This window comes from Vibrio sp. YT-18, assembly GCF_033337345.1.
In the GTDB taxonomy this organism is placed as follows: Bacteria; Pseudomonadota; Gammaproteobacteria; order Enterobacterales; family Vibrionaceae; genus Vibrio; species Vibrio alginolyticus.
The window spans coordinates 1-22549 of the sequence record NZ_JAWOQO010000001.1; the positions used below are offsets into that span (position 1 = coordinate 1).

The following is a 22549-nucleotide window of genomic DNA, read 5'->3' on the forward strand; positions in this document are numbered from 1 at the left end:
CAGTAAGCATGCCATTAACTTTCTTCTGCAAAATCAGCTAGGTAGGATGATAGTAGTGTATGCCGATACAATTTTTTGTTTATCGAGCCAAAAAGTTGGGTATAAATCCAAGAAGTTGGTCGGTGTTGGCTGTGGTCTTTGTGTACGGTAGCTGTTTAGCTGAAGCGATACATATGGTGTTTTTACCCGTGAATACATTCGTAGTGGGCACGTTGTGGATGTAATAGTTCTAAGAAGGCTTTGCCCCGTTTCGTGTTAGAGAAAGTCAACCCAATCAGTCTTACCTCAAGAGCTTTCGATAGATTTTCTAATGCCAAATGAGATGTACGTCAAAACACTCAATCATGTCGTATTTTCTTGTTCTTGATTATGTGAGATATGATAATACCATTTTAAACAGTTGGTTACACTGAAGCTCAGCGCTGGGTTGAAGCGCAAAAAATTCCAAAGTGGCATGTTTAATTGTCCCATTTTGGGATCAAGTGAATTGTAGATTTCCCGACGCAGCTAGGTTGTAACTTCTAAGTATCGATGCGAACGCAACCTGTATCGTAGCCACAAAGTAGTGCTTGGAAGGCAATAAACAAAGTAGATGATCAAATGAAATTAAACATAGATGATCCACGTGAACTATATCGCGGGGTTAACGCTGAACTGGATGGCATTATCGGTGAGCTGGCCACCGAGTCAGATGATGAGCAATTGAACGGCGCTCAGCGTGAGGCCCAATCTTTGCTCCAGGAACATCGGTCAAACCTTCAGGATCAACTGGAGGCACTTGAGACAAATGCCGAGTGGGATACATTCACTATCGCGTTTTATGGCGAAACGGGTGCGGGAAAATCCACCATCATAGAGACCCTGAGGGTATTGCTGAAAGAAGCCAGCAAACTGAAAGATCAGGAAGCGTTCCGGGAACTCCAGAGCAAACACGAGTTGACAGCTGAAGCACTGGACGGGCTCCACCATGAGGCAGAGCTACTCGGCCGGGAACTTGAAGATCTCAGCGATAAATATGAAAAAACATCTGCCAAATATGAACAGCTAAGTGTGGAATCCAGTAACAAGATTACCCAATATCGTGAGCTGATACTGGAGAAAAAACGAACGGCGTCTTTGTGGCAGAAGTTTCTGCACCTGTTTCGGAAAACGGAAGAGGAGCTGGCCATTGCGCGTGAAAAACTACAGTTGCACAAGACCGAAACAGAATGTGAGAGCGAGCTGTCGGCCCTGAACGAACAGAAAACAGGACTGGAAATTCAGTTGGCTGAAACCAGGAACAAACTGCAGGAGTTCAGGGAGCGCCTGCCAGAGCTTGAAGCTCTGTCTGACGGCGGAATTATAGGAGATGGCCGTTCGGATTTTACTCGAACGACGCAACGATTCGACTTAAGCGTCGCTGGCCAAGAATTCGCACTACTCGACGTACCAGGAATAGAAGGTACCGAACGCCTGATCGCTGAGGAGATTGAAAAAGCCCTCCAGGCAGCCCATGCGGTGTTCTATGTCACGAACCAGCCCGCACCCCCACAAACGGGGGATCAGAAGCAACGGAAAGGTACCCTCGAGAAAATAAAAATGCACCTGGGGGCTTCGACGGAGGTCTGGTGTGTTTTCAATAAAAAAGTAATAAATCCCAAGTATGCGCTGAAAGATCGTCCCCTGATCTCCGAAGATGAATGCGCCAGTCTACGGGAACTTGAAGGAAAAATGGCGGAACAGCTCGGGTCGCATTTCCAGGGCGTGCGTCCCTTGACCGCACTACCCGCTTTCTTGGCTGCAACAGATCATTTTGCGCCCGATTCACAGAACGCGAGACGCCGCAAGAAAGCTCTATCCGAATTTGAAGCAGGCCAGCTGATCGAATTATCCGGTGTAGAGGCATTTATCAGCCTTATACAGGACAGTCTGCTGGAGGGAAGTCAGCAAAAGATCCAACGGGCCAACCTTTTCAAGGTGAAGGATGCTCTTGATAAGACAGCTATCGTCCTCGACCAGGTAGGAGAGGGAATTTCAGAGTTGGCGTCAAACCTCCACCTCGGCGAGCAGAGTTCGAAGAAGCAAATCAGAAGTGGCTTTTCATCATTCAGGAAACGTCTCGAATCATCCACCGAGATATTGATTGATCGCTTCAACAGCGATGTTCTGAACAAAGTGTATTCAGAAATTGACGACGATATTACCAATGACGCCTTTAAAACCAAGTTGGAACAGTTAATTGAAATCCATCAGGAGCGATTGAGTGAAAGGTTGAAGAAGGCGATGGCGAAGGAAATTGAACGCTTTGGAAAGGAGACTGAGAAAATAGTTAAGCGTTTCGAGGATAAAAGTCGTGAGTTGACGGATATCTACACCACGATTGCCAGTGCTGACATTGATCGTGACTTCGACCTAAAACTGGATATCGACAATGGTTTGCGATTGACGAACCTTCTGGCACTCATCGTTGGTGGGGCACTGTTGTGGTGGAACCCAGCGAGCTGGTTAGTTATTGGTATGGGAGCAGCCAGTATTGCAATCGGTGCATACAAGGCCGTGCGTGGATTTCTGAGCTCCAGTTACAAAAAAGCACAGCAACGAAAAGCTGCTGATGAAAACCTCAGAAATATAACCGGCCAATTGCGCGATTCACTGCAAGAAAGTCTCAAACAAGGACTCCCAGAGATGGAAAAAACAATCAGTGATATTGAACAGGCACTCGCCAGGCCTGTGAACAAGGCGAGGACCCACGCCGACCTCATTAAAAAGTCGAATACAAAAATCAAGACCTTGTCGGGCATGATTGAAGCTACAGGAGCACTAAAATGAAAGACACTCTCAATACTTTCAAAGGCCAGCAGAACGAATCTCTGGAGCTGTTGAATAGGCTTTCGAAGTTTTTGACGCAAGGTGAAAAGGCCGGGGTTCCGATCGATCAAGAGTTGCGTTCCAAGCTTCAGACTGCCATACAGTCCGTGTCTGGCGAGCGGCTAAAGGTTGCACTCATCGGCGGTTTTTCAGAGGGTAAAACGTCTATTGCCGCGGCTTGGATGGAGCAGCTCGATAAGTCCAGCATGAAAATCAGCCACAGTGAATCTTCTAATGAAGTGAAAGTCTACGAGGTGGGGGATGACTTTGTACTTATTGATACTCCTGGTCTGTTTGGCTTCAAAGAAAAGTACAACGCCGAGAAGCAGGCTATCGAAAAATACAAAGACATTACTAAGAAATACGTGAGCGAAGCACATCTGGTTCTGTATGTCATGAACCCGACAAACCCGATCAAAGAGAGCCACGAGGACGATCTGGCCTGGCTGTTCCGGACCTTGGGGCTTTTGCCCAGGACAGTGTTCGTACTCAGCCGCTTCGACGAAGTAGCGGATGTGGAAGATGAAGATGACTACCGGGATAACCTTAAAGTTAAATATGACAACGTCGTTGGTAGACTTCGCGCGGCAATCGAGCTTGACGATGAAGAAGAAAACGAACTATCGGTAGTTGCTGTGGCGGCAAATCCGTTTGATCTGGGCGTTGACCACTGGCTTCAGAACCCCGATGAGTTTAAAGAGCTGTCACATATTACTGAGCTTCAGGCAGAGACGGCGCAGAAGATTCATAACAACGGTGGTGCAGCAGCCCTTGCAGAAGAGATGCGCGCCAGTGTTATCCGCGATGTTCTGAGCAAACAACTGCCGATAGCGATAGAGAACGACCAGAAGATCTCGCAGGAAGTCACCAAGCTGGATGAGCTTAATAGCCATTTGAAGCTTGAGCTGGCGACTACCGAGCGGGATATTGAAGACGCGAGGATAGAGCTACGGAAGTTCGTCGTCCGATATTTTTCCGACCTGATCCTCAAAGCGAAAGGTTGTAGTCTCGAAACCTTCGGTGATTTCTTCGAGCGGGAAATTGGCTCTGAGGGTATTGTGATCGCAACTCGGTTACAGAATGAGTTCAGTCGTCAGGTGCAGCCAATTACGCTGGAAGTCGAAAAAATGCAGATTGGCTTTGACAACGAGGTCAGTCACTTCAATACCACAATCAAGTCGCTGGGCAAGCAGGGAGTCAACCATGTCTTGAACGGAAAGTTCATTAATAAAGACTCTGTCCTGGCCGCCCGGGATGGCATTGTGAATGTCGCGAAGTCCGTTGGGTTCGATCTTGGTAAGTATCTTAAATTCAAGCCTTGGGGTGCCACCAAATTTGCCAAAGGTGCGAACGGGGCTCTTGCTGCAGTGGGATTGGCGTTTGAGCTATGGGATAGCTGGGAAGAACATAAGCGCCAGACCGAATTTCAGAACGCGATCGCCAAAATGGTGAGCAATTTCGAGAAGCAGCGGGAGGAACTGCTTACACTGATCAATTCTGTCCAGTTCAAGGAAATGTTTTTTGGGAACTATATTAAGCTCAGGCAGCAAGTCGTGGAGGTGGAGAAGATGCTTAATCAAAGCCGCGAAAGTCAACAGATGTTCCACGCGTGGAAAACAGAAGCGGAGGCAATAAGGGAGAATTTCAAGCGTATGGGATGAATGTAGGTTTTGAATCCTGAATTCATTGAATGATCTGTCAGGATTTCTTAGCAGGGGGCATGTTGGTTGGACAAGCCCTTTTTCTAACCACGGTATGAACATTTGCCCAAACTCAAATTATCCGAAGTGTGCTCCTATGAGTAAAGTCGCCAACCCACTTCTGTCCAAAAAAGTGTTTCGTTAGCTTGAATTAGAACAACAAAGCGCTCTTCACAGAAAATGAAGGTCGTTTATCTCGTCTTAACAGCCTTTCAAGTTGTTTGAAATGAGGTATCGAGATCCGCTTCGCTCTTAGTTACGTTCAACCTTAGCTGCTACTTTTCATCAATAAATAGAGATGAGTTACCATCAAGTAGCATAGGGAAGCGAGGGAGTATTCTCTCAAATGAACATTAAACTCCTTCTTTGTAGCCTGTCACCTTCAAACTACTTCCTCTAGCGCTAACAATTAATTCAAATGTGCGCTGGTTAATGATTTTTCTGTAAGTAACACAATTGAACGTGATAGAAGTAACAAAATGGCCTCTTAAAGGTAACGTTCCCGAAAAGTTTATATATTATCGCCCTCATTGATATAAGTAGTAGAGACGCTCTGAGTACGAGCGCTCTGAAATTCAAGCTTTAGATGGACATTTAAAGTCACCATAAGTTTGCGATTTTTCCTTGGGAACGTTTGCAATATGCCTAAGTATAAATTTACGTGAGACTATGGAAATGAAACTACACACTTTGACGATGGCAGTAGCGCTTGGAATGGTTACTGCACCTGCATTCGCAGCAACAGATGTTGACGCTCTTGAAAAGCGAATTAATGAATTAGAACAGAGACTTGAGCAGACAGAAAAAGCATCCACAGAAGCAAATGAGAAAGCCTCAAGCTTTGAGTTTCATGGCTACGCTCGTTCCGGGCTACTGATTAATGACGATCTGAATGGTGCAGTGGGTACTGGTCCTTACATGACGGCAGCTGGTGCTATTGGCGCTCCAGTTGGGCGATTAGGGGTAGAGGATGATCATTATGTGGAAGCAAACCTTATTCACAAACGTTTTGCAGATGATGGTTCCAGCGCATTGTTCCGAATCATGTTGGCAGATAGTACGGAAACCAATAACGAATGGACGGCGAGCGAGAGTCAATTAAACGTTCGTCAGATATATGCTGAGCTAAACAAGTTGAGTATGTTCTCTGAATCAAGAGCTTTTGCTGACGCGACGTTTTGGGCTGGTAAACGATTTGACCGTGATAACTTTGACATTCACTTCTTTGACTCGGATATTGTTTTCTTATCTGGTACTGGTGCTGGTGTGTATGACGTCCAAATGAGCGATTCGTGGAAAGCAAACTTCTCGATCTATGGTCGTGATTTTGGTGAGATTGATAGCTCGTCAACAGATGTTGAAAACTATATCGCGACAATGAACAACCGCTTCGGTAATTGGCAATTGATGCTGAGCGGCATGACGTCTGCTGATAACAATGATCGCGTAGAAGGCGGAGCGGACAAAGGTTTACATGCGATGTTTGCTTACCATGGCGATAACTTCTTTGGCATGAGTGAAGGCTTCTCTAAAACCGGTATTTTGATGGGTGATGGACTGGGTGCGGAACTTAAAGGCATCGGTTCAAACGGAGATTTGTTAGAAGACGCAAAAGCCGTACGCTTGTTCAGCTATGGTGTAACACGCATCGGCGACAACTGGCGTGTAGCACCTGCGTTGCTAGCAGAACACAGCCAAGATCGCTTTGCTAAAAATGATGAATTTACGTGGGCATCGTTCAACATCCGCTTAGCGCAAGAGTTTACGCAGAACTTTGAGATGGTTTATGAAGGCTCATACCAATACATGGACCTAGACAATGCGATTGATAAAGCAAGTGGCAGTTTTTACAAAGCGACAATTGCACCAACGCTTAAGATGTCTACCGCTGCAGGTTTCTTTGACCGTCCGGAGCTACGTTTTGCAGTTAGCTACGTTGATTGGAGCGAAGACTTGAATGGCTACTCGATTAGCCAGGATGCGGGTGCTGCAACGATGGGTGATGGTGGTGAAGTTCTGTTTGCACTGCAAATGGAAACTTGGTTCTAAAGGGATCTAACCGACAAAGAGTAATAAGAAAAGCGCCAACTGATTTCAGTTGGCGCTTTTTCATTAACAGGACTGACGCTCAATTGTTTTGAATGTTAGTACCATCTTACTCATTTCAAAACTTCTGTTGGCAATTCTATCTAGTAGCAGTTTCGCACCATTTTCACCCGCTTTATCAAATGCATAGTTAAATGTTGATAAGGTTGGGGTGCACACTGATGCGAGCTCATCATCACCAACTCCTAGAACTAAAACGTCTTTACCCGGTGTTAACCCGAGCTCTTGAATCGCTCTCATCGCACCGATAGCAATACGGTCTGTCGCACAGAACAAGCCATCTAGCTTAGGGTTCTTTGTTAAGTGTTGTTTTGCCAATGAATAGCCAGAATCGATGGTAAAGTCACCACGAGCATGGAAGGCGATCTCAAAACCATGATGCTGTAGCGCTTGAACAAATCCTTCAGAGCGTTGCTTATCTACCGCGATATCGTCACCTTGCACACCAATAAAACCCATGGTTTGGCAACCTTTTGCAACCAGTCTATTTCCCGCTTCAAACCCTACTCGTGCGTCATCATGAATGATGCTTGGAATATTAAACATGGAACCATCTTGACCGACGAGCACAACTGGAACGGCTGAGTTTTGAATTGCTTTTACCAGTTTGGAATCGAGGTGGGTGGCGTAAAGAATGATCCCTTCAACCCGTTTTTGGTTAAAGATCTGAATGTACTCCAGTTCTTTTTCGTGGGCTTGGTGAGTGCTAGCAAGTAAGACATGTTTCCCGGCTTTTTCAAGGACATCGGTTAATCCATCGACACCTTGGGATGTGGCATGAGAGGAAACCCGAGGAACAATGACACCAACCAGATTGGTCTTTTGAGATTTTAGATCTTTAGCGACTTGGTTCGGCAAATAGCCACACTCCGCTACTGCTTGGCGGACCTTCTGTTTTGTCGCTTCTTTTACGCCATACTCATCGTTTATAACCCGTGACACTGTTGATTTTGATACGCCAGCCAGACGGGCGACATCATGCAGACTCGCCATTGTTCCTATCCATTCTGTTTTTCGTTTTTGGGATTGTTTGCAAAGAGAAGATGAAAAGCTCTTTGATAAGTAGCGATTCTAACCTCCTATACTGCTCTTAGGGAGAGAATTTGACGATCATTCTCACATTCTCTCTGCTTTATCTTTGATTATTTGGTTTTATTGAGCAAAAATCTGTTTTGCAAACGTTCCCGAAAATTTCGCAAGCTCAGATAATAATCCAATGGGGTATGAAATGAATTATCCGGCAGTAGCAAAAGAGTTGTTAACTCTATTAGGTGGTAAAAGCAACATCACCGCACTTGCGCATTGTGCGACACGCTTACGCCTTGCCGTTGCAGATGAGCAAAAAATAGATGAACAAGCGATTGATAACCTTGAAGGGGTAAAAGGGCAGTTCAAAGTTGCGGGTCAGTACCAAATCATTTTTGGATCAGGCATCGTAAACCAAGTTTATGCAGAAATGGCGAAGTTGACGGGTATGAGTGAAATGTCCACCAACGACGTTGCGTCTGCTGGCGCAGAGAAACAAAACATTGTTCAGCGCGCGGTGAAAGGGCTGTCTGATATTTTCGTCCCAATCATTCCCGCAATCGTCGCTGGTGGTTTGTTGATGGGTATCTATAACCTATTGACTGCTCAAGGCTTGTTCATTGATGGCAAATCTTTGATTGATGCCAACCCAGGACTGACAGACTTGGCGAACATGATCAACACGTTTGCGAACGCGCCGTTTGTTTACCTGCCTATTCTGCTGGCATTTTCAGCCAGTAAGAAGTTTGGCGGTAACCCTTATTTAGGGGCGGCGCTAGGTATGTTGATGGTTCACCCTGACTTGCTGAATGGTTGGGGATTCGGCGGCGCATCTGTGTCTGGCAACATTCCGGTTTGGAATATTCTTGGCTTTGAAATCCAAAAAGTGGGTTACCAGGGTTCGGTGTTACCGGTTTTGGTATCGGCATTCATTCTTGCGAAGGTTGAGCTAGGCTTACGTAAAGTCATACCTTCTGTTTTAGACAACCTTTTAACGCCATTACTGGCGATTTTCATAGCGGGTTTGCTAACGTTTACTGTCGTCGGTCCGTTCACGCGTGATATCGGTTTCCTATTAGGTGATGGTCTGAACTGGCTATACAACACAGCTGGCTTTGTTGGTGGTGCGGTATTTGGTCTTATTTATGCTCCGTTTGTTATTACTGGTATGCATCACAGCTTCATTGCGATTGAAACTCAACTTCTTGCGGATATTGCGACGACGGGCGGCACCTTTATCTTTCCTATTGCGGCGATGTCTAACGTTTCTCAAGGAGCGGCAGCGTTGGCGGTGGGCGTGATGAGCAAAGATAAGAAGATGAAAGGTATCGCGATTCCATCGGGTGTTACGGGTTTGCTGGGTATTACAGAGCCAGCCATGTTTGGTGTTAATCTAAAACTACGTTACCCATTTATTGCGGCAGTTTGCGCTGCGGCGTTATCAAGTGCGTTCATCACAATGTTTAATGTGAAAGCTCAGGCATTGGGCGCAGCTGGTCTTCCAGGCATCATTTCCATTACGCCAGAGAAGATTGGGTACTACATCGCGGGTATGGTGATCGCGTTCTTGACCGCATTTGTTCTCACCATTGTTCTTGGTATGCGTGACCGCGCTAAAGTCGGTAGAAAAGCAGCGGCTTAATCTGAACTCCTTAAGGGTGGAGTCCCAAAAATCCACTTCTTTTCCTAAATGTTTGGGGTGCTAGCCAAGCACTAATGGCTTGGCTAGCCTTTTTCAATTTTTACTTGGTAGTGAAGGTGTTCAACACGTTGGACTATCAGGGCTTTAATTTCAAGGTAAGCAAGATGAATCAAGTGTGGGTAACTGGTGATGCTGTTGTCGATCTAATACCGGAATCTGAGACTTCTTTACTCAAATGTCCCGGTGGTGCACCAGCGAATGTCGCCGTAGCAATTGCTCGTCTATCTGGTAAGAGTGCGTTTTTTGGACGTGTAGGTGATGACCCATTTGGTCGCTTCATGCAATCAACGCTCGATCAAGAGGGCGTGAGCACGGAGTTTCTCGTTAAAGATCCTGAGCAAAGAACATCAACAGTGTTGGTGGATTTAGACGAGCAAGGTGAGCGCAGCTTTACGTTTATGGTAAAACCGAGCGCTGATCAGTTTATGTCTGTTGAAGACATCCCAAACTTTAAGCAAGGTGACTGGCTACACGTTTGCTCAATTTCACTGGCAAATGAGCCAAGTAGAAGCAGCACATTTGAGGCGATCAAAAGAGCAAAAGCCGCTGGTGGTTTCATTAGCTTTGACCCTAACTTGCGTGATGAAGTGTGGCAAGATCAATCAGAAATCCAAGCTGTCGTGATGAAGGCTGTAGCGATGGCCGATGTGGTTAAGTTCTCTGAAGAAGAGCTTTTGTTCTTGACTGACTCAACGTCGATGGCGCAAGGTTTACAACAAATAGCCTCTTTGAATATTGCTTTGGTCTTGGTGACACAAGGTGCGAAAGGTGTTTGGCGCGTCTTTGAAAGTCAGAGTGAACTGATCACAGGTCAAGTCGTTAGTCCGATTGACACCACAGGTGCGGGTGATGCTTTTGTCGGAGGGCTACTGGCATGCCTGTCTCGGCATGACGATTGGAAAAATCATCCTGTTGTTAGCTCTGCGATTCAATGGGCAAATGGCAGTGGTGCATTAGCGACGACGCAAAAAGGCGCAATGACCGCGCTTCCGACCCAGACAGAGTTGCTGCAATTTATTGGGCAATGATCTTCAGATCCAATTTCAGTTGAGAAAAATTATGAGCTTAAACAACCGTTGGACTGTAGAGCAAAGATATCGTCGACTTGAGCAAATCCCTCAGTGTGATATCGAAGAAATGACACTTTCACGTCAGCAAGATAAAGGCTTTCCTAGTTTTCATATCGCCCCTAGATTTGGGCTGTTAAATGACCCAAATGGGTTGTGCTATTTCAATGGTGAGCACCACATCTTTTACCAGTGGACGCCTGTGGGACCAGTCCATGGAATGAAGTATTGGTACCACCTTTCTACTAAAGACTTCATCCATTTTAAAGATCATGGCGTGGGTCTTCATCCCGACCAAGACTACGATTCACATGGTGTCTATTCGGGCGGTGCTTTGGTGGAAAACAACAAGGCTTTGCTGTTTTTTACTGGTAATAAGCGTGACCAAAACTGGAATCGAATTCCAACACAATGTTTTGCCACTATGGATTCGGAAGGCAACATTGAAAAAAATGGAGTGGTCATCGAAAATGAACATTACACGGAGCACTTTCGTGATCCAAAAGTTTGGAAGAAAGACGACGACTATTTGATGGTGGTGGGAGCTCAAACCAAAACCGAGCATGGTTCAATGGCGCTCTATCAAAGCAAAGATTTGAAAACGTGGCAGCATAAAGGTCCTATCAAGACCAAGTTTTCTGACCTTGGGTACATGTGGGAGTGTCCTGATTTCTTTGAGATTAATGGTCAATCGGTGATGCTGTTTTCTCCACAGGGCGTGAGCAGTCGTAATCCTTATGATTTCAAAAACATCTATTCTGTCGCATATATCGTGGGTGATCAGTTGAACCTAGAGTCGATGACTTTAGAAAACCACCAAGATATTTTGCAGCCAGATTATGGGTTTGATTTCTACGCCCCACAAACCTATTTAGATGAGAATGGGCGTCGCATTCTTATTGCATGGATAGGGTTGCCAGAAATCGACACACCATCGGTCACACACCAGTGGGCAGGAATGTTGTCTCTTCCTAGAGAACTAACGTTGAAAGATGGTTTTCTTGTTCAAACTCCACTCCCTGAATTGGAGAGTTTAAGAAAAGAAGAGGTGGTCTTTGCACAGTCCCATACACTGGAAAGCACAAGTTGTTTGATCCAATTAGACCTTGAGGGCGATGGCTTTGAACTTGAGCTGAGTAACCTCAAAGGTGACAACATCGTCTTTAGTGCGACAAAGCACGAGTTTATGCTGGACCGTCGTCACATGTCTCATTTGTACGCAGAAGAATTTGGTGGTATTCGAAAAGCACCAAGATTGGACGCTAAGCAGACGATTGAGATGTATATCGACAATTCTGTCATCGAGATTTTCATTAATGGCGGCAAACACACGATGACCAGTCGTTTCTTTATTGATGACCTCAATACGGTAACGTTGAGAGGGTTGGAGCAAGCAAGGCTTTTCCCTTTGAAAGGTATTTCTGGTTTGTTTGAATCAGCTAAGTAACGGTTTCGAATACATTAAAACGCCCTTCATTGATTTAGTGAAGGGCGTTTTTCTTTCTAACTATCTAACTTAACTGCCTATCACGCACGTAAGTTGTTTGAACTAAGGTATCCAGAACAACTTCATTCTTGGTGACTTTGAAGTTTAGCGGTTGTTCTAAATCCCCAAATAGTGGCGCGCCGCCGAGTGTAGCTTACTCATCGTTGGCATCTCGAACCTAGTTCACATTATCGCGACGTTTTTACTTATAGCGTGAAAGAAAATCCCATAACCAAAGGTTCTAACTAAAAGAGATTGCAGGACTTTTATTTAGCGAATTCGACCTAATATCTTGAGTATGCCTAATCGCAGTTGGCGAAGAGGTGATGTTAATAATGCTTGCTGGCGCGTAAGACCCGTCAGTTTGAAGATGCATTCAAACACAATAAGGGAAAACAATGGCTAACGAATACATTCCACCAAAAGTTTGGACAAACGATAATGAAAACGGCGGTCAGTGGGCGAGCATCAACCGTCCGGATTCTGGCGCACGTCATGAGCAAGAGCTTCCAGTTGGTGAGCACCCATTCCAACTTTACTCAATGGGTACCCCAAACGGTCAGAAAGTGACGATCATGTTTGAAGAGCTTTTAGCGGCAGGCGTAACGGCAGCAGAATACGATGCGTACCTGATTAAGATTGGCGATGGTGACCAGTTTGGCTCTGGCTTTGTGGCTGTTAACCCAAACTCTAAAATTCCGGCATTGGTTGACCGTTCGGGTTCTGAGCCAGTGAACGTGTTTGAATCTGGCAACATCTTGTTTTATCTAGCAGAGAAGTTTGGTCACTTCCTACCAACAGAAGGCGCGAAACGTGCCGAGGTAATGAACTGGTTATTCTGGCTGCAAGGTTCTGCGCCATACCTAGGCGGTGGTTTTGGTCACTTCTACGCGTACGCACCAGAGAAGTTCGAGTACCCAATCAACCGCTTTACAATGGAAGCAAAACGTCAGTTAGATGTATTAGACAAGCGTCTTGCGAACAATGAATTCCTAGGTGGCGATGAGTACAGCATCGCTGATATCGCAACATGGCCATGGTACGGCAACCTTGTGTTGGGTCGTGCTTACGATGCGGCTGAATTCTTAGACGTAGAAAGCTACAAAAACGTTGTGCGTTGGGCAAAAGTAATTGATGAGCGTGAAGCGGTAAAACGTGGTCGAATTGTGAACCGTTCATGGGGTGAAGAATGGGAGCAGTTACCTGAGCGCCACAGCGCAGAAGATATTGATAAAGTATTGAAACTTAAACCATAAGCAATCTTGGCCTAGCTACGTCAAATGAGTTTAGTTTTATCTATGCTTATACAGTGACCTTAATCAAATCTATAGCGCACCATATACGGTGCGCTATTTTTATTCTCATTTAGTCTCGAAATGCTAATTTATATCACCTCTTGAAGAGCATTTAGTTCGTAGATGAATCTTTAATGTATTTATATATTATGATGCAAAACAAAGCTCATATTTCCATGTTAAATATGGACTGGTCATACTGCTTTCTAATAATTAAATTATTTAAAAATTATAAACTGATTTTATATCCATTATAAATAAAATTAATGATAATTAATATTTGACATAACCTCTAAATTTATGTGGAATATGCGAGTTGATTTGTTTTGAAGAAATAAAATTAATTTCTAGTACTTTTATTTAAGACAAGCTTAGCTTTTAGCGATGTTTAATTATTAATGCTTATATCATGAAAGAGGATATGTATGATGTCGTCGTTTGAGTCGTACTGGGTTGGGATACGTCAAAGAATAGCCGAACAAACCGAAGGTAACCGCAGTTTAAAGTCTCTAGTCATTAAAAAGCAGCGTGTGAACTTAAATAACAGTGGGTTATCCTTTCGCGCTAAGTCCGGATGCCTTATTCCTCACTGTTATACCAAGTTCTCTGATGAGATAAACCTAAAAACATCGAAAAAATCGTCTCTTAGTTTTAAAAAAGGAAAGCTGTATTTTTCTCCAGTTTAATAATAAATGAAATTTGCATAAATTATAATATTAGGTTTTTAAATTTATCGATAATTAATTACGATTTTATGATGCGTTTTCAATATGTTTTCTTGGTAAATAATTAGCTGGGCTTATTGTTGATTGTTTTTGTTGTTTCCTATTTAGATATGGATAAAAGCTCAACTACTTTTCCTATACCAACTTACTCCCTGAATTGACTTGCGCGCTTTTTCTCTCCTCTCAAAAAAACATAGCGTTACGGAATTATTTTCGCTCCTGTTTCATTCTTCAAGACGAAAGCTCTACCTACCTCTCATTATTTTCGACAAACATTGAGTAAAAGTAACCAATCGTAACAAGGTGGCTGTAACTGAGCGCCGTTTCAATATACTCGTTTTTTAACTAGGTAATCCCGCGCTTTGAATTCATTCGGGTACCGTTTGTAAGCCTTAAATGCTACTAAGATAAGATGTCATGATGAGAAAAAGTACTATATTACACACAGTGTTAATTACAGGGTTCGCTGCTGTATCCTCGTTGGCTTATGCTGCGCCTTCAGTTGTGCCAAATGCGCCGGAACTCAGTTCTCGTGGTTATGTTTTGATGGACTTCCATACGGGGAAAGTACTGGTTGAACGTGATGCCCACAAACGTTTAAACCCCGCGAGTTTAACGAAGTTGATGACTGCTTATGTAGCTGGTCAAGAAATTAATACAGGCAATATTACGTTGAATGATGAGGTTGTCATCAGCCGAAATGCTTGGGCAAAAAATTTCCCAGATTCTTCAAAAATGTTTATTGAAGTCAATACTTCCGTTTCTTTGTCTGACTTATACCGTGGTCTGATTGTTCAATCTGGTAACGATGCCAGTGTCGCTATTGCTGAGCATGTTGCGGGAAGTGAATCAGGGTTTGTGAGTTTGATGAATAGTTGGGCCGCCAAGCTTGAATTGTCTAACACGGCATTCACCAACCCTCACGGCCTAGACAGTGACGGTTTATATTCGACACCTTATGATATTGCCAAGTTGGGCCAAGCGATTATTCGTGACTTACCTGATATCTATCCGCTGTATAGCGAAACCTCGTTTACTTACAATGGCATCACTCAATACAACCGTAATGGCTTGCTTCGTGATCGTAGTATGAATGTCGATGGCATGAAAACTGGTTATACAAGCGGCGCGGGTTATAGTCTAGCGACTTCTGCAACACAAGGTGATATGCGTTTGATTGCCGTAGTGATGGGAGCGAAGAGTGAGAATGTTCGTGAATCAGAAAGCAAGCAGCTGTTGAGTTATGGCTTCCGCTTTTACGATACGGTAATGCCGACTGAGGCGGGTGCGGAACTTGCGAAAGCTCGAGTTTGGATGGGCGAAAAAGACGAGCTTACTGTCGGCGTAGCTAACGATGTTTATCTCACTTTGCCAAAAGGAGATGTAAAAAATCTGCAAGCGGAAGTTGAATACAACGGTGATTTAGTTGCGCCAATTTCTGAGCAACAAGTGGTTGGTAAAGTGCTTTACAAAGTCGAAGGTAAGGTCGTAAATGAAGCCGAGCTCGTTGCATTGGAGTCCGTGGAGGAAGGCAGTTTATTCAAGCGAATTTTAGACTGGTTTAAGCAATTGGTCGCTAGCTGGTTCTAAACAGTAGCGAACTTCTGTCTATATCACTCTATCTTGTTAATGTTCTATTAAATCAATTTACTAAGGCGACCAACGTGGTCGCCTTACGTTTTTGGAATACTCGTTGCGTTAAAACACAGGCCCTCTTGTAAGGGTGTGTTTTTACCTGACCAAGAGCGTTTTGTGTTTTTGGGTGCGAGAGAAAAGAAACTAGAACAAGAATGGAGTGACACGTGCACAAGATTTTATCTTTGACATTGATTTTATCGCTCATGGGCTGCGCTATGCCTTACCAGCAGGAGGTCGATAGCGGCCAATGTGTTGGAGTCATGACCTCTCAGGATGCATATGGTTATTTAAACCCAAACCATTACACGATGCAGGTACTCGCGCTAAAGCAAGAAAAAGATGTGAAAGATTATATTCGCTATATCGATCCTAAGCATCCGGTTTGGGTTAACTGGAAAAACAGCCGAGGCACGCGTTGGTATACGGTAACTGTTGGTGATTTTAAAACGAAGCAGGATGCCTACAATGCGCTTTCTTCATTACCAAGCCGTGTAAAGCAGTCATCCCCGTTTGTGCTGACTTTTGCGGAAATGCAGCGTAAGCAACAAACGAGTGTTGTGAGAATGCGTTAACCAACAAAAAACGGAAGCGATGGCTTCCGTTTTTGTATTTAGGAGTAAGCTTAAAGCGCCGCTAAAATCGTTTCTGCTTTGCTTGCTTCAAACTCTTTTGGCTCTTCAACGTTAAGCTTAGCCACTGTGCCGTTTTCAATGATCATCGCGTAACGTTGTGAGCGAATACCACCAAAGCCGCCTGTATCCATTTCAAGACCCAATGCTTTAGTAAAGCTAGCGTCGCCATCACCCAACATCAAAATCTCAGAAGCGTTTTGAGCTTCGCCCCACGCTTGCATCACAAATGCATCGTTTACAGAAACGCACGCAATTAAATCAACACCTTTTGCCTTTAGCTCATCAGCTAATACCACATAGCCTGGTAGATGGGCTTCTGAACAGGTAGGGGTGAATGCGCCAGGTACAGCAAAGAGTACGACTTTCTTGTTCGCAAACAGTTCTGTAACGTCGTGGTTCACCATACCATCGGCAGTCAACTCACTTAGAGTTGCAACTGGTAGAGCTTGGCCTTGTTGAATCATGATTCTGTTCCTTTTTGTGTGCTAGTTTAGCTTTCTCAGTCTAGCGTTTATAAATGCGGTTAACCACAGAGTTTTTGTAGGGTTTTAATACCTACGCGTTTGGCCTAAGGCGTGGCACTGATGCCTTTATTGCAAAGCTTCGTGCTGGTTTACGTATTGGCTAACAAGGTGACGATATTTCGCCTTTAACTCGTTATCGATAAAGCTGGCATCAATCGCGTTCATTGTAAATTGGGCAAGTTCACTCTTACTCATTGGATGTGCGTTGTTGACGGCCAGAAAGTTATCCGTCATGTAGCCACCAAAGTACACAGGATCGTCTGAGTTAATCGTTACAGCGACACCTTTTCGTAGCAAATCCACAATATTGTGATCTTTCATATCGTCGAATACACATAGCTTAAGATTCGATAACGGACACACTGTCAGTGGCATTTGGCTTTCGATTAAGGATTCAACTAATGCTTCATCATCAACACAGCGAACACCGTGATCCACGCGGCTCACGTAAAGCATTTCAATTGCATCGCTAATATTTTGTGCGGGGCCTTCTTCACCTGCGTGAGCAACGGTAAGTAAGCCTTCTTCTACTGCTTGTTTAAATACGCGCTTGAATTTAGCTGGCGGATGACCTTGTTCTGAAGAATCTAGTCCAACACCAATGATCTTATCACGGTGTTTCAGAATAGCCTGTAGGGTCTCTATGGCGCTCTCTTCTGAAAGGTGACGGAGAAAACACGCAATAATTTGCGAGGTAATGCCAAGTTTTTCGTGACCATCTTTTAGCGCACGAGCGATTCCATTGATAACAGTGTCAAAGCCTATGCCGCGTTCTGTGTGTGTTTGAGGGTCAAAAAAGATTTCGGTATGAATAACGTTGTCTTCTTTACAGTGCAGTAAGTATTCCCAAGTGAGATCGTAAAAATCTTGCTCCGTACGCAGAACTCCCGCTCCTTGGTAATAGAGGTCGAGAAATGATTGTAAGTCTGTAAACTGATATGCGCTGCGTAGTTCACTCGGAGAAGAGTAAGGGATCTCGATGCCGTTTCGTTTTGCTAATTTGAATAAGAGTTCCGGCTCAAGTGAACCTTCGATATGTAAGTGCAGCTCTACTTTTGGAAGACCTTGAATAAATGCGTTCATATTCCACCTTATGTGTATTGTGGATGCAGTTACTCTAAGAATAGGTATAGATAGAAATAAATCGAACGCTATCACAAAGAGTAAGACCCACGATGATCTCAACTCTTCGTAATCAGCACTTTGCGGGAACTGGTAGAGACCCCCAAACCATATCATTGGGGTTATACGAAGCAAACGAGAGGGATTATACGCAAAAATATCGCTTTGGCTATACGCAAATAACCTAACTGTCATTAGTCACGGGTTTTCCTGTGAGCGAAACGACTATTTGCAAGTCACTTGAGTATAGAGGAGCCAGTTGTTTTTGCGTGTGTGAGAGGCACGTTTAATTAGAAGAGTAGTCTAAAAGAGTGGAGATTCGTTTGAGCAAAGGTAGGTGGCGGTACCTTGCACAACGATAAAGGCAGAGAAAGCACTAGAGAGCATTTATAGATCGAATAACTTATCAAATTCTCTTTGTTCCATAATGTCTTCTATGCGGCGTCGAGTTTTCTGCTTTACCGCCGCCGCGTTTTGTTCAGACTCTTTTTTGTCTTTTTCTGACTGCTTCTTACTTTTTCTAGCCATTGGATACCTTCCAAATTAGTTGCATTATCCATTAATGCATGAAAACTGAATCAGTTAACAGTAAAACTTCCTAACTTTGAACCTGAATCACAGAGAATAGTTCCAGATTGCGTTTTCTCACAATATTCAAAATCGATCATGAAGCTATGAGAAAGAAGTTTCGGTAATACGTGCCTTCGTAAAATATCACCATTTAATTGATGTATTTTAGCGTTCCAAGAGGTTTGAGGTTGTTCTAAATTAAATTCAATTTCTAACATTTATTCTCCTGTTTTTTAGTGATTTTCTCTTTGTTAAGTAATTGATACCAATGCCTTTGACGGCCAGTTCTTTTTGAGGACATGATTTTTCCTATAAATAATAAATTAAGCAGTACTATTCAGTTTATTTTAGATAGCACAAAGCAATGCCTAAAATTAGGCTGAGTGATTGATGAAAGAATATTTTTGAAGGAGAGAGGTTTGGTGCAGCATGGGCATGCTACACCAAGAAAAGCAGTCTTATAGAGGAGTTACTTCAGTCGCTTGAGGACCTTTTTTACCTTGCTCTACATTGAAGCTTACTTTCTGACCTTCAGTCAGTGTTTTGAAACCGTCAGAAACGATAGCGTTAAAGTGTACGAATACATCTTGGCCGCCGTTGTCTTGAGATAGAAAACCGAAGCCTTTAGTTTCGTTAAACCATTTTACTGAACCAGTTACTTTAGACATAAAAATACCTTTGAATTAAACATTAAAATTATGATTTGTTTTGTGGATCTTTTCTAAGCTATTGAATGTTCAATCAAGAGGAAGTTGTACGCAGGTGTCTGAATTGGGGATTCAAGATTTTACTGAGAGGAAACTTAAACTAAATGTTGCATTAACAGCTCTCTTCTAAGAGCCAAGGCACACTATACACCTTGTTTAGAAAATAGCTACATTTATTTTAGATAAATTAAATGTGCTCATTATTAACTCGATAAATTGTATTGTTCGAAAAAGTTGAATAAGTAGAACGAATAGTATGGCTCATAATTTTAGCTCATCAACCTAAAATAGAACCTTATCGATAGCCATAGATTGAACATGCGACTTGCAAGCGGTCACAAAGATAAACTAGGAGAACTAGTATGAGTACATTCAGAGAAATTCGTCAGCTTATTCCTGCGCAACCTACTGCTGATGGTGATGGAGTGAAAATTCGCCGTGTAGCGGGTTTCAATCATGCTAGCTTTTCTCCATTTTTGATGATGGATGAACTCAAATCAGAAGACCGCGCTGACTATATCGGCGGTTTCCCTCCGCATCCGCACCGCGGTATTGAGACGCTTACTTATATGTTGAAAGGTCATTTCCAGCATCGTGATCATATGGATAATGTTGGTGAGCTTCGTTCCGGTGGTGCACAGTGGATGGCGGCAGGAAGAGGCGTCATCCATAGCGAAATGCCTATTATGAAGGAAGGCGAATTGCATGGTTTCCAAATTTGGATTAACCAGCCTGCGAAAAATAAGATGCAGCCAGCTCAATATCATGACTTTCAACCTGAAACGATCACTGAGTTTGATACTCCGAATACGGGGGTTGTACGTTTGATTGCGGGTTATATGACTATAAACAACGAACGAATTCAGGGGCCGCTAACAGAGACAGGTGTTGCTGCCACGGTAGCCGATTGGAGAGCGATGGGGGGGCAAGCTTTGAATTTGAACACGGATCAAGACAACAACATGATGCTCTATGTCTATAAAGGTCGTATTCAATTAAAAGGTCGTGAGATCAATCAAGGCGAAATGGCCATTTTATCGAAAGGTGAATGGGTTGAATTGCAGGCCGAAAAAGAGAGTGGTGCACTGATCTTTATTGGTGAGCCAATTAATGAACCCGTGGTGCATTATGGCCCTTTTGTCATGAATAGCATGGAAGAGATAGAACAAGCCATCCAAGATTACAACTCTGGGTTGTTTGAAACTTACTAGTTTGGACTGCCTACTCGCTTTTTCAGTTAGCGAGCAAATTAAAACAGTTTTGAGCCTGAATATTGGGCTCGACCAGAAGCAAATACGATAATCCACTGCCATCGAATTTGCGTTAGCCACGTTTAATCCACGTGGCTTTTTTCTACTTCTGACTCCAGCGTATGATGGCTTCCTTTCCTGCTTCAATTCCTAACTCATAAGCATGACGCAGTGGTGCTGGCGATCGACTCAGCCGTTTCAACTTGAATGTTTCAGGAGGACACACTTGAATGATTTCGATACCAGGTGGTGGGTTGTTGATCAGCGCTAAGGTCTGATTGTAGCGAACTTCACGTGTCAACATCGGTTCAATTAATCCGGGCGTTTCTTTCAACATCTTCCTAGTTAGGGCGCTGAATCTTCCTCTTGGCTTTTGATAGCTTGCGGGCTGGCTGCGTAAAACCATAATCTTTTTGGCTCCTCGCTTTATTGCTTCTGCAACAGGAAGTGCGTCTGAGACGCCACCATCAACGTATTGAATTCCGTTCAGTGATACGCCATTTCGGTAAAGTACAGGCAGTGCGCTGCTGGCTTTCATTGTTTCTGCCAAGTCGTCGACATCAGGAAGGTGGTACTCCGCTTGCCCATTGTCTTGACGCGTCACGCCTAAAAAGAAAGGTCGTGAATCAGCTTTGAGCGCAGATTTATCGATGCCAAGTTCTTCGAGGGTGACATTCCACATCCAGTCTAAGTTCATCATATCACCACCACGTAGAAGTTGAGATGGAGAGATAAATTCTTTTCTTAAGCTGTAATCGAGGTAGATTTTTAAGTTACGTCCGGGCATTTTAGCTAAGTAGGCAGCCAAGTTGCTAGCACCCGCAGACACTCCCCAAAAGCTATCAAATGGAGAGAACTCGCTAGCAAGAAAATGATCGAGTATGCCGCATGAAAATACGCCTCGCATGGCTCCACCTTCGACAATCAATGCTCGAGAGCCTACTTTTTCCATCACTTCGCTCCACTCTTTATCAATCGGATAATAGAATGCAGCTTAACGCATAATGGTTTTATACCCAAGTGGGCCAAAGGTCTAGGTTGCGTTCCTTTGAATAAAAGGGCATCAACGGATGCCCTTGTCACTTTTAGCCTATGGAATTGCGGGTAATTGAGTCGCTAATTTAGTGAAGGAGACCGAGCCAATTAGCCCCCTTACATAGAGCCATACCTGTAGTCCCATACTGATCGTTGTTGGAATAGTTTGATGATCACTTGTTAAATAGGCATACAAACACTATCCAGAGCGTTGTAAGCAAAAGTAATGGGGTGAATACTTTCTGGATAGAAGCGCCATCAGTTAAATTGTAAATTTTGATGGATTCATTATAGAACGCTCGTTTGAATTCTTTGAAGCTAATGTCGCTCTTCGCATGCGACTGTTCATAGTGCTGGTGCGCAGCGTCCGATAGCTGGTATTCCAAGTCTTGGAGCTCGTACTCCTTGTTAAAAAACGCATCCCAAGCCGAAAGGCGGGCTATCGTTTTAGGAGATGGATCCCCATTTAGTTTCTCTAGACGTTTAGCATAAGCTGCTTGATATTTATCCACGGTATATTCCTGTCTGAATAGACGTTGAGTTAGAACATATGTAAAAAAGAAAAATAAGTAATAAAAGGTTTTTTACGTTCTATACCTGTGATAAATGCTAAAAATTTCAATGCTCTAGCACTCCGATGTCGCAAATGATATTGATGGAATTGCTCTGCGACAAATAAAATAATTACTCTAGATAACAACGAATTTTTGTTGTTTTTTTAAAAAACTGATCATGAGATTGAGTGGGGATTTTTACCGAGAAGAATTTCGCTACTGTAACTGTCTATATTTACTCAAAAAGAGAAAATCTTAGAAGCTTTCTTTGATTGATGTGAGATATTTTAGGTCGAAAAGCATTAATTTTGGCTATGCTTATAGTTCGTCTTTTTTGTTGTTGAACTCTACTTCGAGGGGGAAAGAACCCATATTTCGAGCATAGGATAGCTCGCTTTTTCGTTACGTCGTTCTTGGAGTTTGAATCAGTGACGACGCTATGAGTCTAGCATCTTGAACTCACTTGGGTGTATTGATTAATTATAAAAGTAAAGCAGTGCTGAGCTAGGATAAACTTCAACGTAAAGGTGACGGTATGAATATACAATCAGCCATTATTGAAT

Annotated in this window: 18 protein-coding genes, 1 pseudogene and 1 riboswitch; of the genes and pseudogenes, 10 read left to right on the forward strand and 9 right to left on the reverse strand. The window is 43.6% G+C overall.

What is annotated here, in order from left to right:
* The first annotated feature begins 600 nt into the window (after positions 1–600).
* The 3 genes from R7M72_RS00005 to R7M72_RS00015 all read left to right on the forward strand — a co-directional run bounded on the left by R7M72_RS00005 (position 601) and on the right by R7M72_RS00015 (position 6596).
* Positions 601–2808 (forward strand): AAA family ATPase, encoded by a 2208-nt coding sequence (locus tag R7M72_RS00005; protein WP_318055967.1) that lies wholly within the window; start codon positions 601–603, stop codon positions 2806–2808.
* The gene (locus tag R7M72_RS00010) at positions 2805–4508 is read left to right on the forward strand and encodes a LeoA/HP0731 family dynamin-like GTPase (RefSeq protein WP_017633791.1); all 1704 of its coding nucleotides are present in this window, start codon (positions 2805–2807) and stop codon (positions 4506–4508) included. The genes R7M72_RS00005 and R7M72_RS00010 overlap by 4 nt, the downstream gene beginning before the upstream one ends.
* A 714-nt stretch (positions 4509–5222) precedes the next feature.
* A complete protein-coding gene (locus tag R7M72_RS00015; protein ID WP_031777226.1) occupies positions 5223–6596 on the forward strand; it encodes a carbohydrate porin in 1374 nt (457 codons plus the stop codon).
* 63 nt (positions 6597–6659) lie between these two features.
* Here the strand turns inward: R7M72_RS00015 and R7M72_RS00020 are convergent, their stop codons facing one another.
* Positions 6660–7646, reverse strand: a complete 987-nt coding sequence (locus R7M72_RS00020) for a LacI family DNA-binding transcriptional regulator (RefSeq protein ID WP_064354874.1) — start codon at positions 7644–7646, stop codon at positions 6660–6662.
* A gap of 235 nt (positions 7647–7881) precedes the next feature.
* Here R7M72_RS00020 and R7M72_RS00025 point away from each other — a divergent pair, with 235 nt between their 5' ends.
* The 3 genes from R7M72_RS00025 to R7M72_RS00035 all read left to right on the forward strand — a co-directional run bounded on the left by R7M72_RS00025 (position 7882) and on the right by R7M72_RS00035 (position 11895).
* Positions 7882–9321, forward strand: a complete 1440-nt coding sequence (locus R7M72_RS00025) for a sucrose-specific PTS transporter subunit IIBC (protein ID WP_017819848.1) — start codon at positions 7882–7884, stop codon at positions 9319–9321.
* Between the two features lie 164 nt (positions 9322–9485).
* On the forward strand, positions 9486–10409 hold the full coding sequence (locus R7M72_RS00030; protein WP_315957421.1) for an aminoimidazole riboside kinase: 924 nt from the start codon (positions 9486–9488) through the stop codon (positions 10407–10409).
* A 31-nt stretch (positions 10410–10440) separates the two neighbouring features.
* Positions 10441–11895 carry a sucrose-6-phosphate hydrolase gene (locus tag R7M72_RS00035; protein WP_115386521.1) on the forward strand — a complete coding sequence of 485 codons (1455 nt, stop codon included), beginning with the start codon at positions 10441–10443 and terminating at the stop codon, positions 11893–11895.
* 64 nt (positions 11896–11959) lie between these two features.
* On the opposite strand, the pseudogene R7M72_RS00040 reads toward R7M72_RS00035, so the two are convergent.
* Positions 11960–12079 (reverse strand): annotated as a pseudogene (locus tag R7M72_RS00040) (dihydrofolate reductase); the annotation flags it as partial.
* Between the two features lie 253 nt (positions 12080–12332).
* On the opposite strand from R7M72_RS00040, the gene yghU reads away from it, so the two are divergent.
* From yghU to R7M72_RS00055, 3 genes are all read left to right on the forward strand, one after another.
* On the forward strand, positions 12333–13190 hold the full coding sequence (gene yghU / locus R7M72_RS00045) for a glutathione-dependent disulfide-bond oxidoreductase (protein WP_053304568.1): 858 nt from the start codon (positions 12333–12335) through the stop codon (positions 13188–13190).
* A gap of 1184 nt (positions 13191–14374) precedes the next feature.
* Positions 14375–15544, forward strand: a complete 1170-nt coding sequence (locus tag R7M72_RS00050; protein WP_053304564.1) for a D-alanyl-D-alanine carboxypeptidase family protein — start codon at positions 14375–14377, stop codon at positions 15542–15544.
* 212 nt (positions 15545–15756) lie between these two features.
* On the forward strand, positions 15757–16164 hold the full coding sequence (locus R7M72_RS00055) for an SPOR domain-containing protein (protein ID WP_005373701.1): 408 nt from the start codon (positions 15757–15759) through the stop codon (positions 16162–16164).
* 50 nt (positions 16165–16214) lie between these two features.
* Here R7M72_RS00055 and R7M72_RS00060 read toward each other — a convergent pair whose 3' ends face one another.
* From R7M72_RS00060 to R7M72_RS00080, 5 genes are all read right to left on the reverse strand, one after another.
* The gene (locus R7M72_RS00060; RefSeq protein ID WP_053304562.1) at positions 16215–16688 is read right to left on the reverse strand and encodes a peroxiredoxin; all 474 of its coding nucleotides are present in this window, start codon (positions 16686–16688) and stop codon (positions 16215–16217) included.
* A gap of 126 nt (positions 16689–16814) precedes the next feature.
* Positions 16815–17831, reverse strand: a complete 1017-nt coding sequence (locus R7M72_RS00065; RefSeq protein ID WP_318055968.1) for an adenosine deaminase — start codon at positions 17829–17831, stop codon at positions 16815–16817.
* An 89-nt stretch (positions 17832–17920) separates the two neighbouring features.
* Positions 17921–18020: riboswitch (purine riboswitch) on the reverse strand.
* A gap of 237 nt (positions 18021–18257) precedes the next feature.
* Positions 18258–18398 (reverse strand): PA3496 family putative envelope integrity protein, encoded by a 141-nt coding sequence (locus tag R7M72_RS00070; protein WP_017633782.1) that lies wholly within the window; start codon positions 18396–18398, stop codon positions 18258–18260.
* A gap of 50 nt (positions 18399–18448) precedes the next feature.
* The gene (locus R7M72_RS00075) at positions 18449–18658 is read right to left on the reverse strand and encodes a hypothetical protein (protein ID WP_005373692.1); all 210 of its coding nucleotides are present in this window, start codon (positions 18656–18658) and stop codon (positions 18449–18451) included.
* A 240-nt stretch (positions 18659–18898) separates the two neighbouring features.
* Positions 18899–19108: a cold-shock protein gene (locus R7M72_RS00080; RefSeq protein ID WP_005373691.1), complete on the reverse strand. Its 210-nt coding sequence runs from the start codon at positions 19106–19108 to the stop codon at positions 18899–18901.
* Positions 19109–19509: 401 nt separating this feature from the next.
* On the opposite strand from R7M72_RS00080, the gene R7M72_RS00085 reads away from it, so the two are divergent.
* On the forward strand, positions 19510–20358 hold the full coding sequence (locus tag R7M72_RS00085) for a pirin family protein (RefSeq protein WP_318055969.1): 849 nt from the start codon (positions 19510–19512) through the stop codon (positions 20356–20358).
* 142 nt (positions 20359–20500) lie between these two features.
* Here the strand turns inward: R7M72_RS00085 and R7M72_RS00090 are convergent, their stop codons facing one another.
* On the reverse strand, positions 20501–21349 hold the full coding sequence (locus tag R7M72_RS00090) for a patatin family protein (protein ID WP_054576131.1): 849 nt from the start codon (positions 21347–21349) through the stop codon (positions 20501–20503).
* 256 nt (positions 21350–21605) lie between these two features.
* Positions 21606–21944: a hypothetical protein gene (locus R7M72_RS00095; protein ID WP_017635147.1), complete on the reverse strand. Its 339-nt coding sequence runs from the start codon at positions 21942–21944 to the stop codon at positions 21606–21608.
* Between the last annotated feature and the right edge of the window lie 605 nt (positions 21945–22549).

Coding starts and splice junctions, on each gene's coding strand:
- R7M72_RS00035 (WP_115386521.1), top strand. CDS start 10,441: ATGAGCTTAAACAACCGTTGGACTGTAGAGCAAAGATATCGTCGACTT.
- R7M72_RS00050 (WP_053304564.1), top strand. CDS start 14,375: ATGAGAAAAAGTACTATATTACACACAGTGTTAATTACAGGGTTCGCT.
- R7M72_RS00065 (WP_318055968.1), bottom strand. CDS start 17,831: ATGAACGCATTTATTCAAGGTCTTCCAAAAGTAGAGCTGCACTTACAT.
- R7M72_RS00010 (WP_017633791.1), top strand. CDS start 2,805: ATGAAAGACACTCTCAATACTTTCAAAGGCCAGCAGAACGAATCTCTG.
- R7M72_RS00030 (WP_315957421.1), top strand. CDS start 9,486: ATGAATCAAGTGTGGGTAACTGGTGATGCTGTTGTCGATCTAATACCG.
- yghU (WP_053304568.1), top strand. CDS start 12,333: ATGGCTAACGAATACATTCCACCAAAAGTTTGGACAAACGATAATGAA.
- R7M72_RS00025 (WP_017819848.1), top strand. CDS start 7,882: ATGAATTATCCGGCAGTAGCAAAAGAGTTGTTAACTCTATTAGGTGGT.
- R7M72_RS00020 (WP_064354874.1), bottom strand. CDS start 7,646: ATGGCGAGTCTGCATGATGTCGCCCGTCTGGCTGGCGTATCAAAATCA.
- R7M72_RS00060 (WP_053304562.1), bottom strand. CDS start 16,688: ATGATTCAACAAGGCCAAGCTCTACCAGTTGCAACTCTAAGTGAGTTG.
- R7M72_RS00090 (WP_054576131.1), bottom strand. CDS start 21,349: ATGGAAAAAGTAGGCTCTCGAGCATTGATTGTCGAAGGTGGAGCCATG.
- R7M72_RS00080 (WP_005373691.1), bottom strand. CDS start 19,108: ATGTCTAAAGTAACTGGTTCAGTAAAATGGTTTAACGAAACTAAAGGC.
- R7M72_RS00070 (WP_017633782.1), bottom strand. CDS start 18,398: ATGGCTAGAAAAAGTAAGAAGCAGTCAGAAAAAGACAAAAAAGAGTCT.
- R7M72_RS00015 (WP_031777226.1), top strand. CDS start 5,223: ATGAAACTACACACTTTGACGATGGCAGTAGCGCTTGGAATGGTTACT.
- R7M72_RS00005 (WP_318055967.1), top strand. CDS start 601: ATGAAATTAAACATAGATGATCCACGTGAACTATATCGCGGGGTTAAC.
- R7M72_RS00075 (WP_005373692.1), bottom strand. CDS start 18,658: ATGTTAGAAATTGAATTTAATTTAGAACAACCTCAAACCTCTTGGAAC.
- R7M72_RS00085 (WP_318055969.1), top strand. CDS start 19,510: ATGAGTACATTCAGAGAAATTCGTCAGCTTATTCCTGCGCAACCTACT.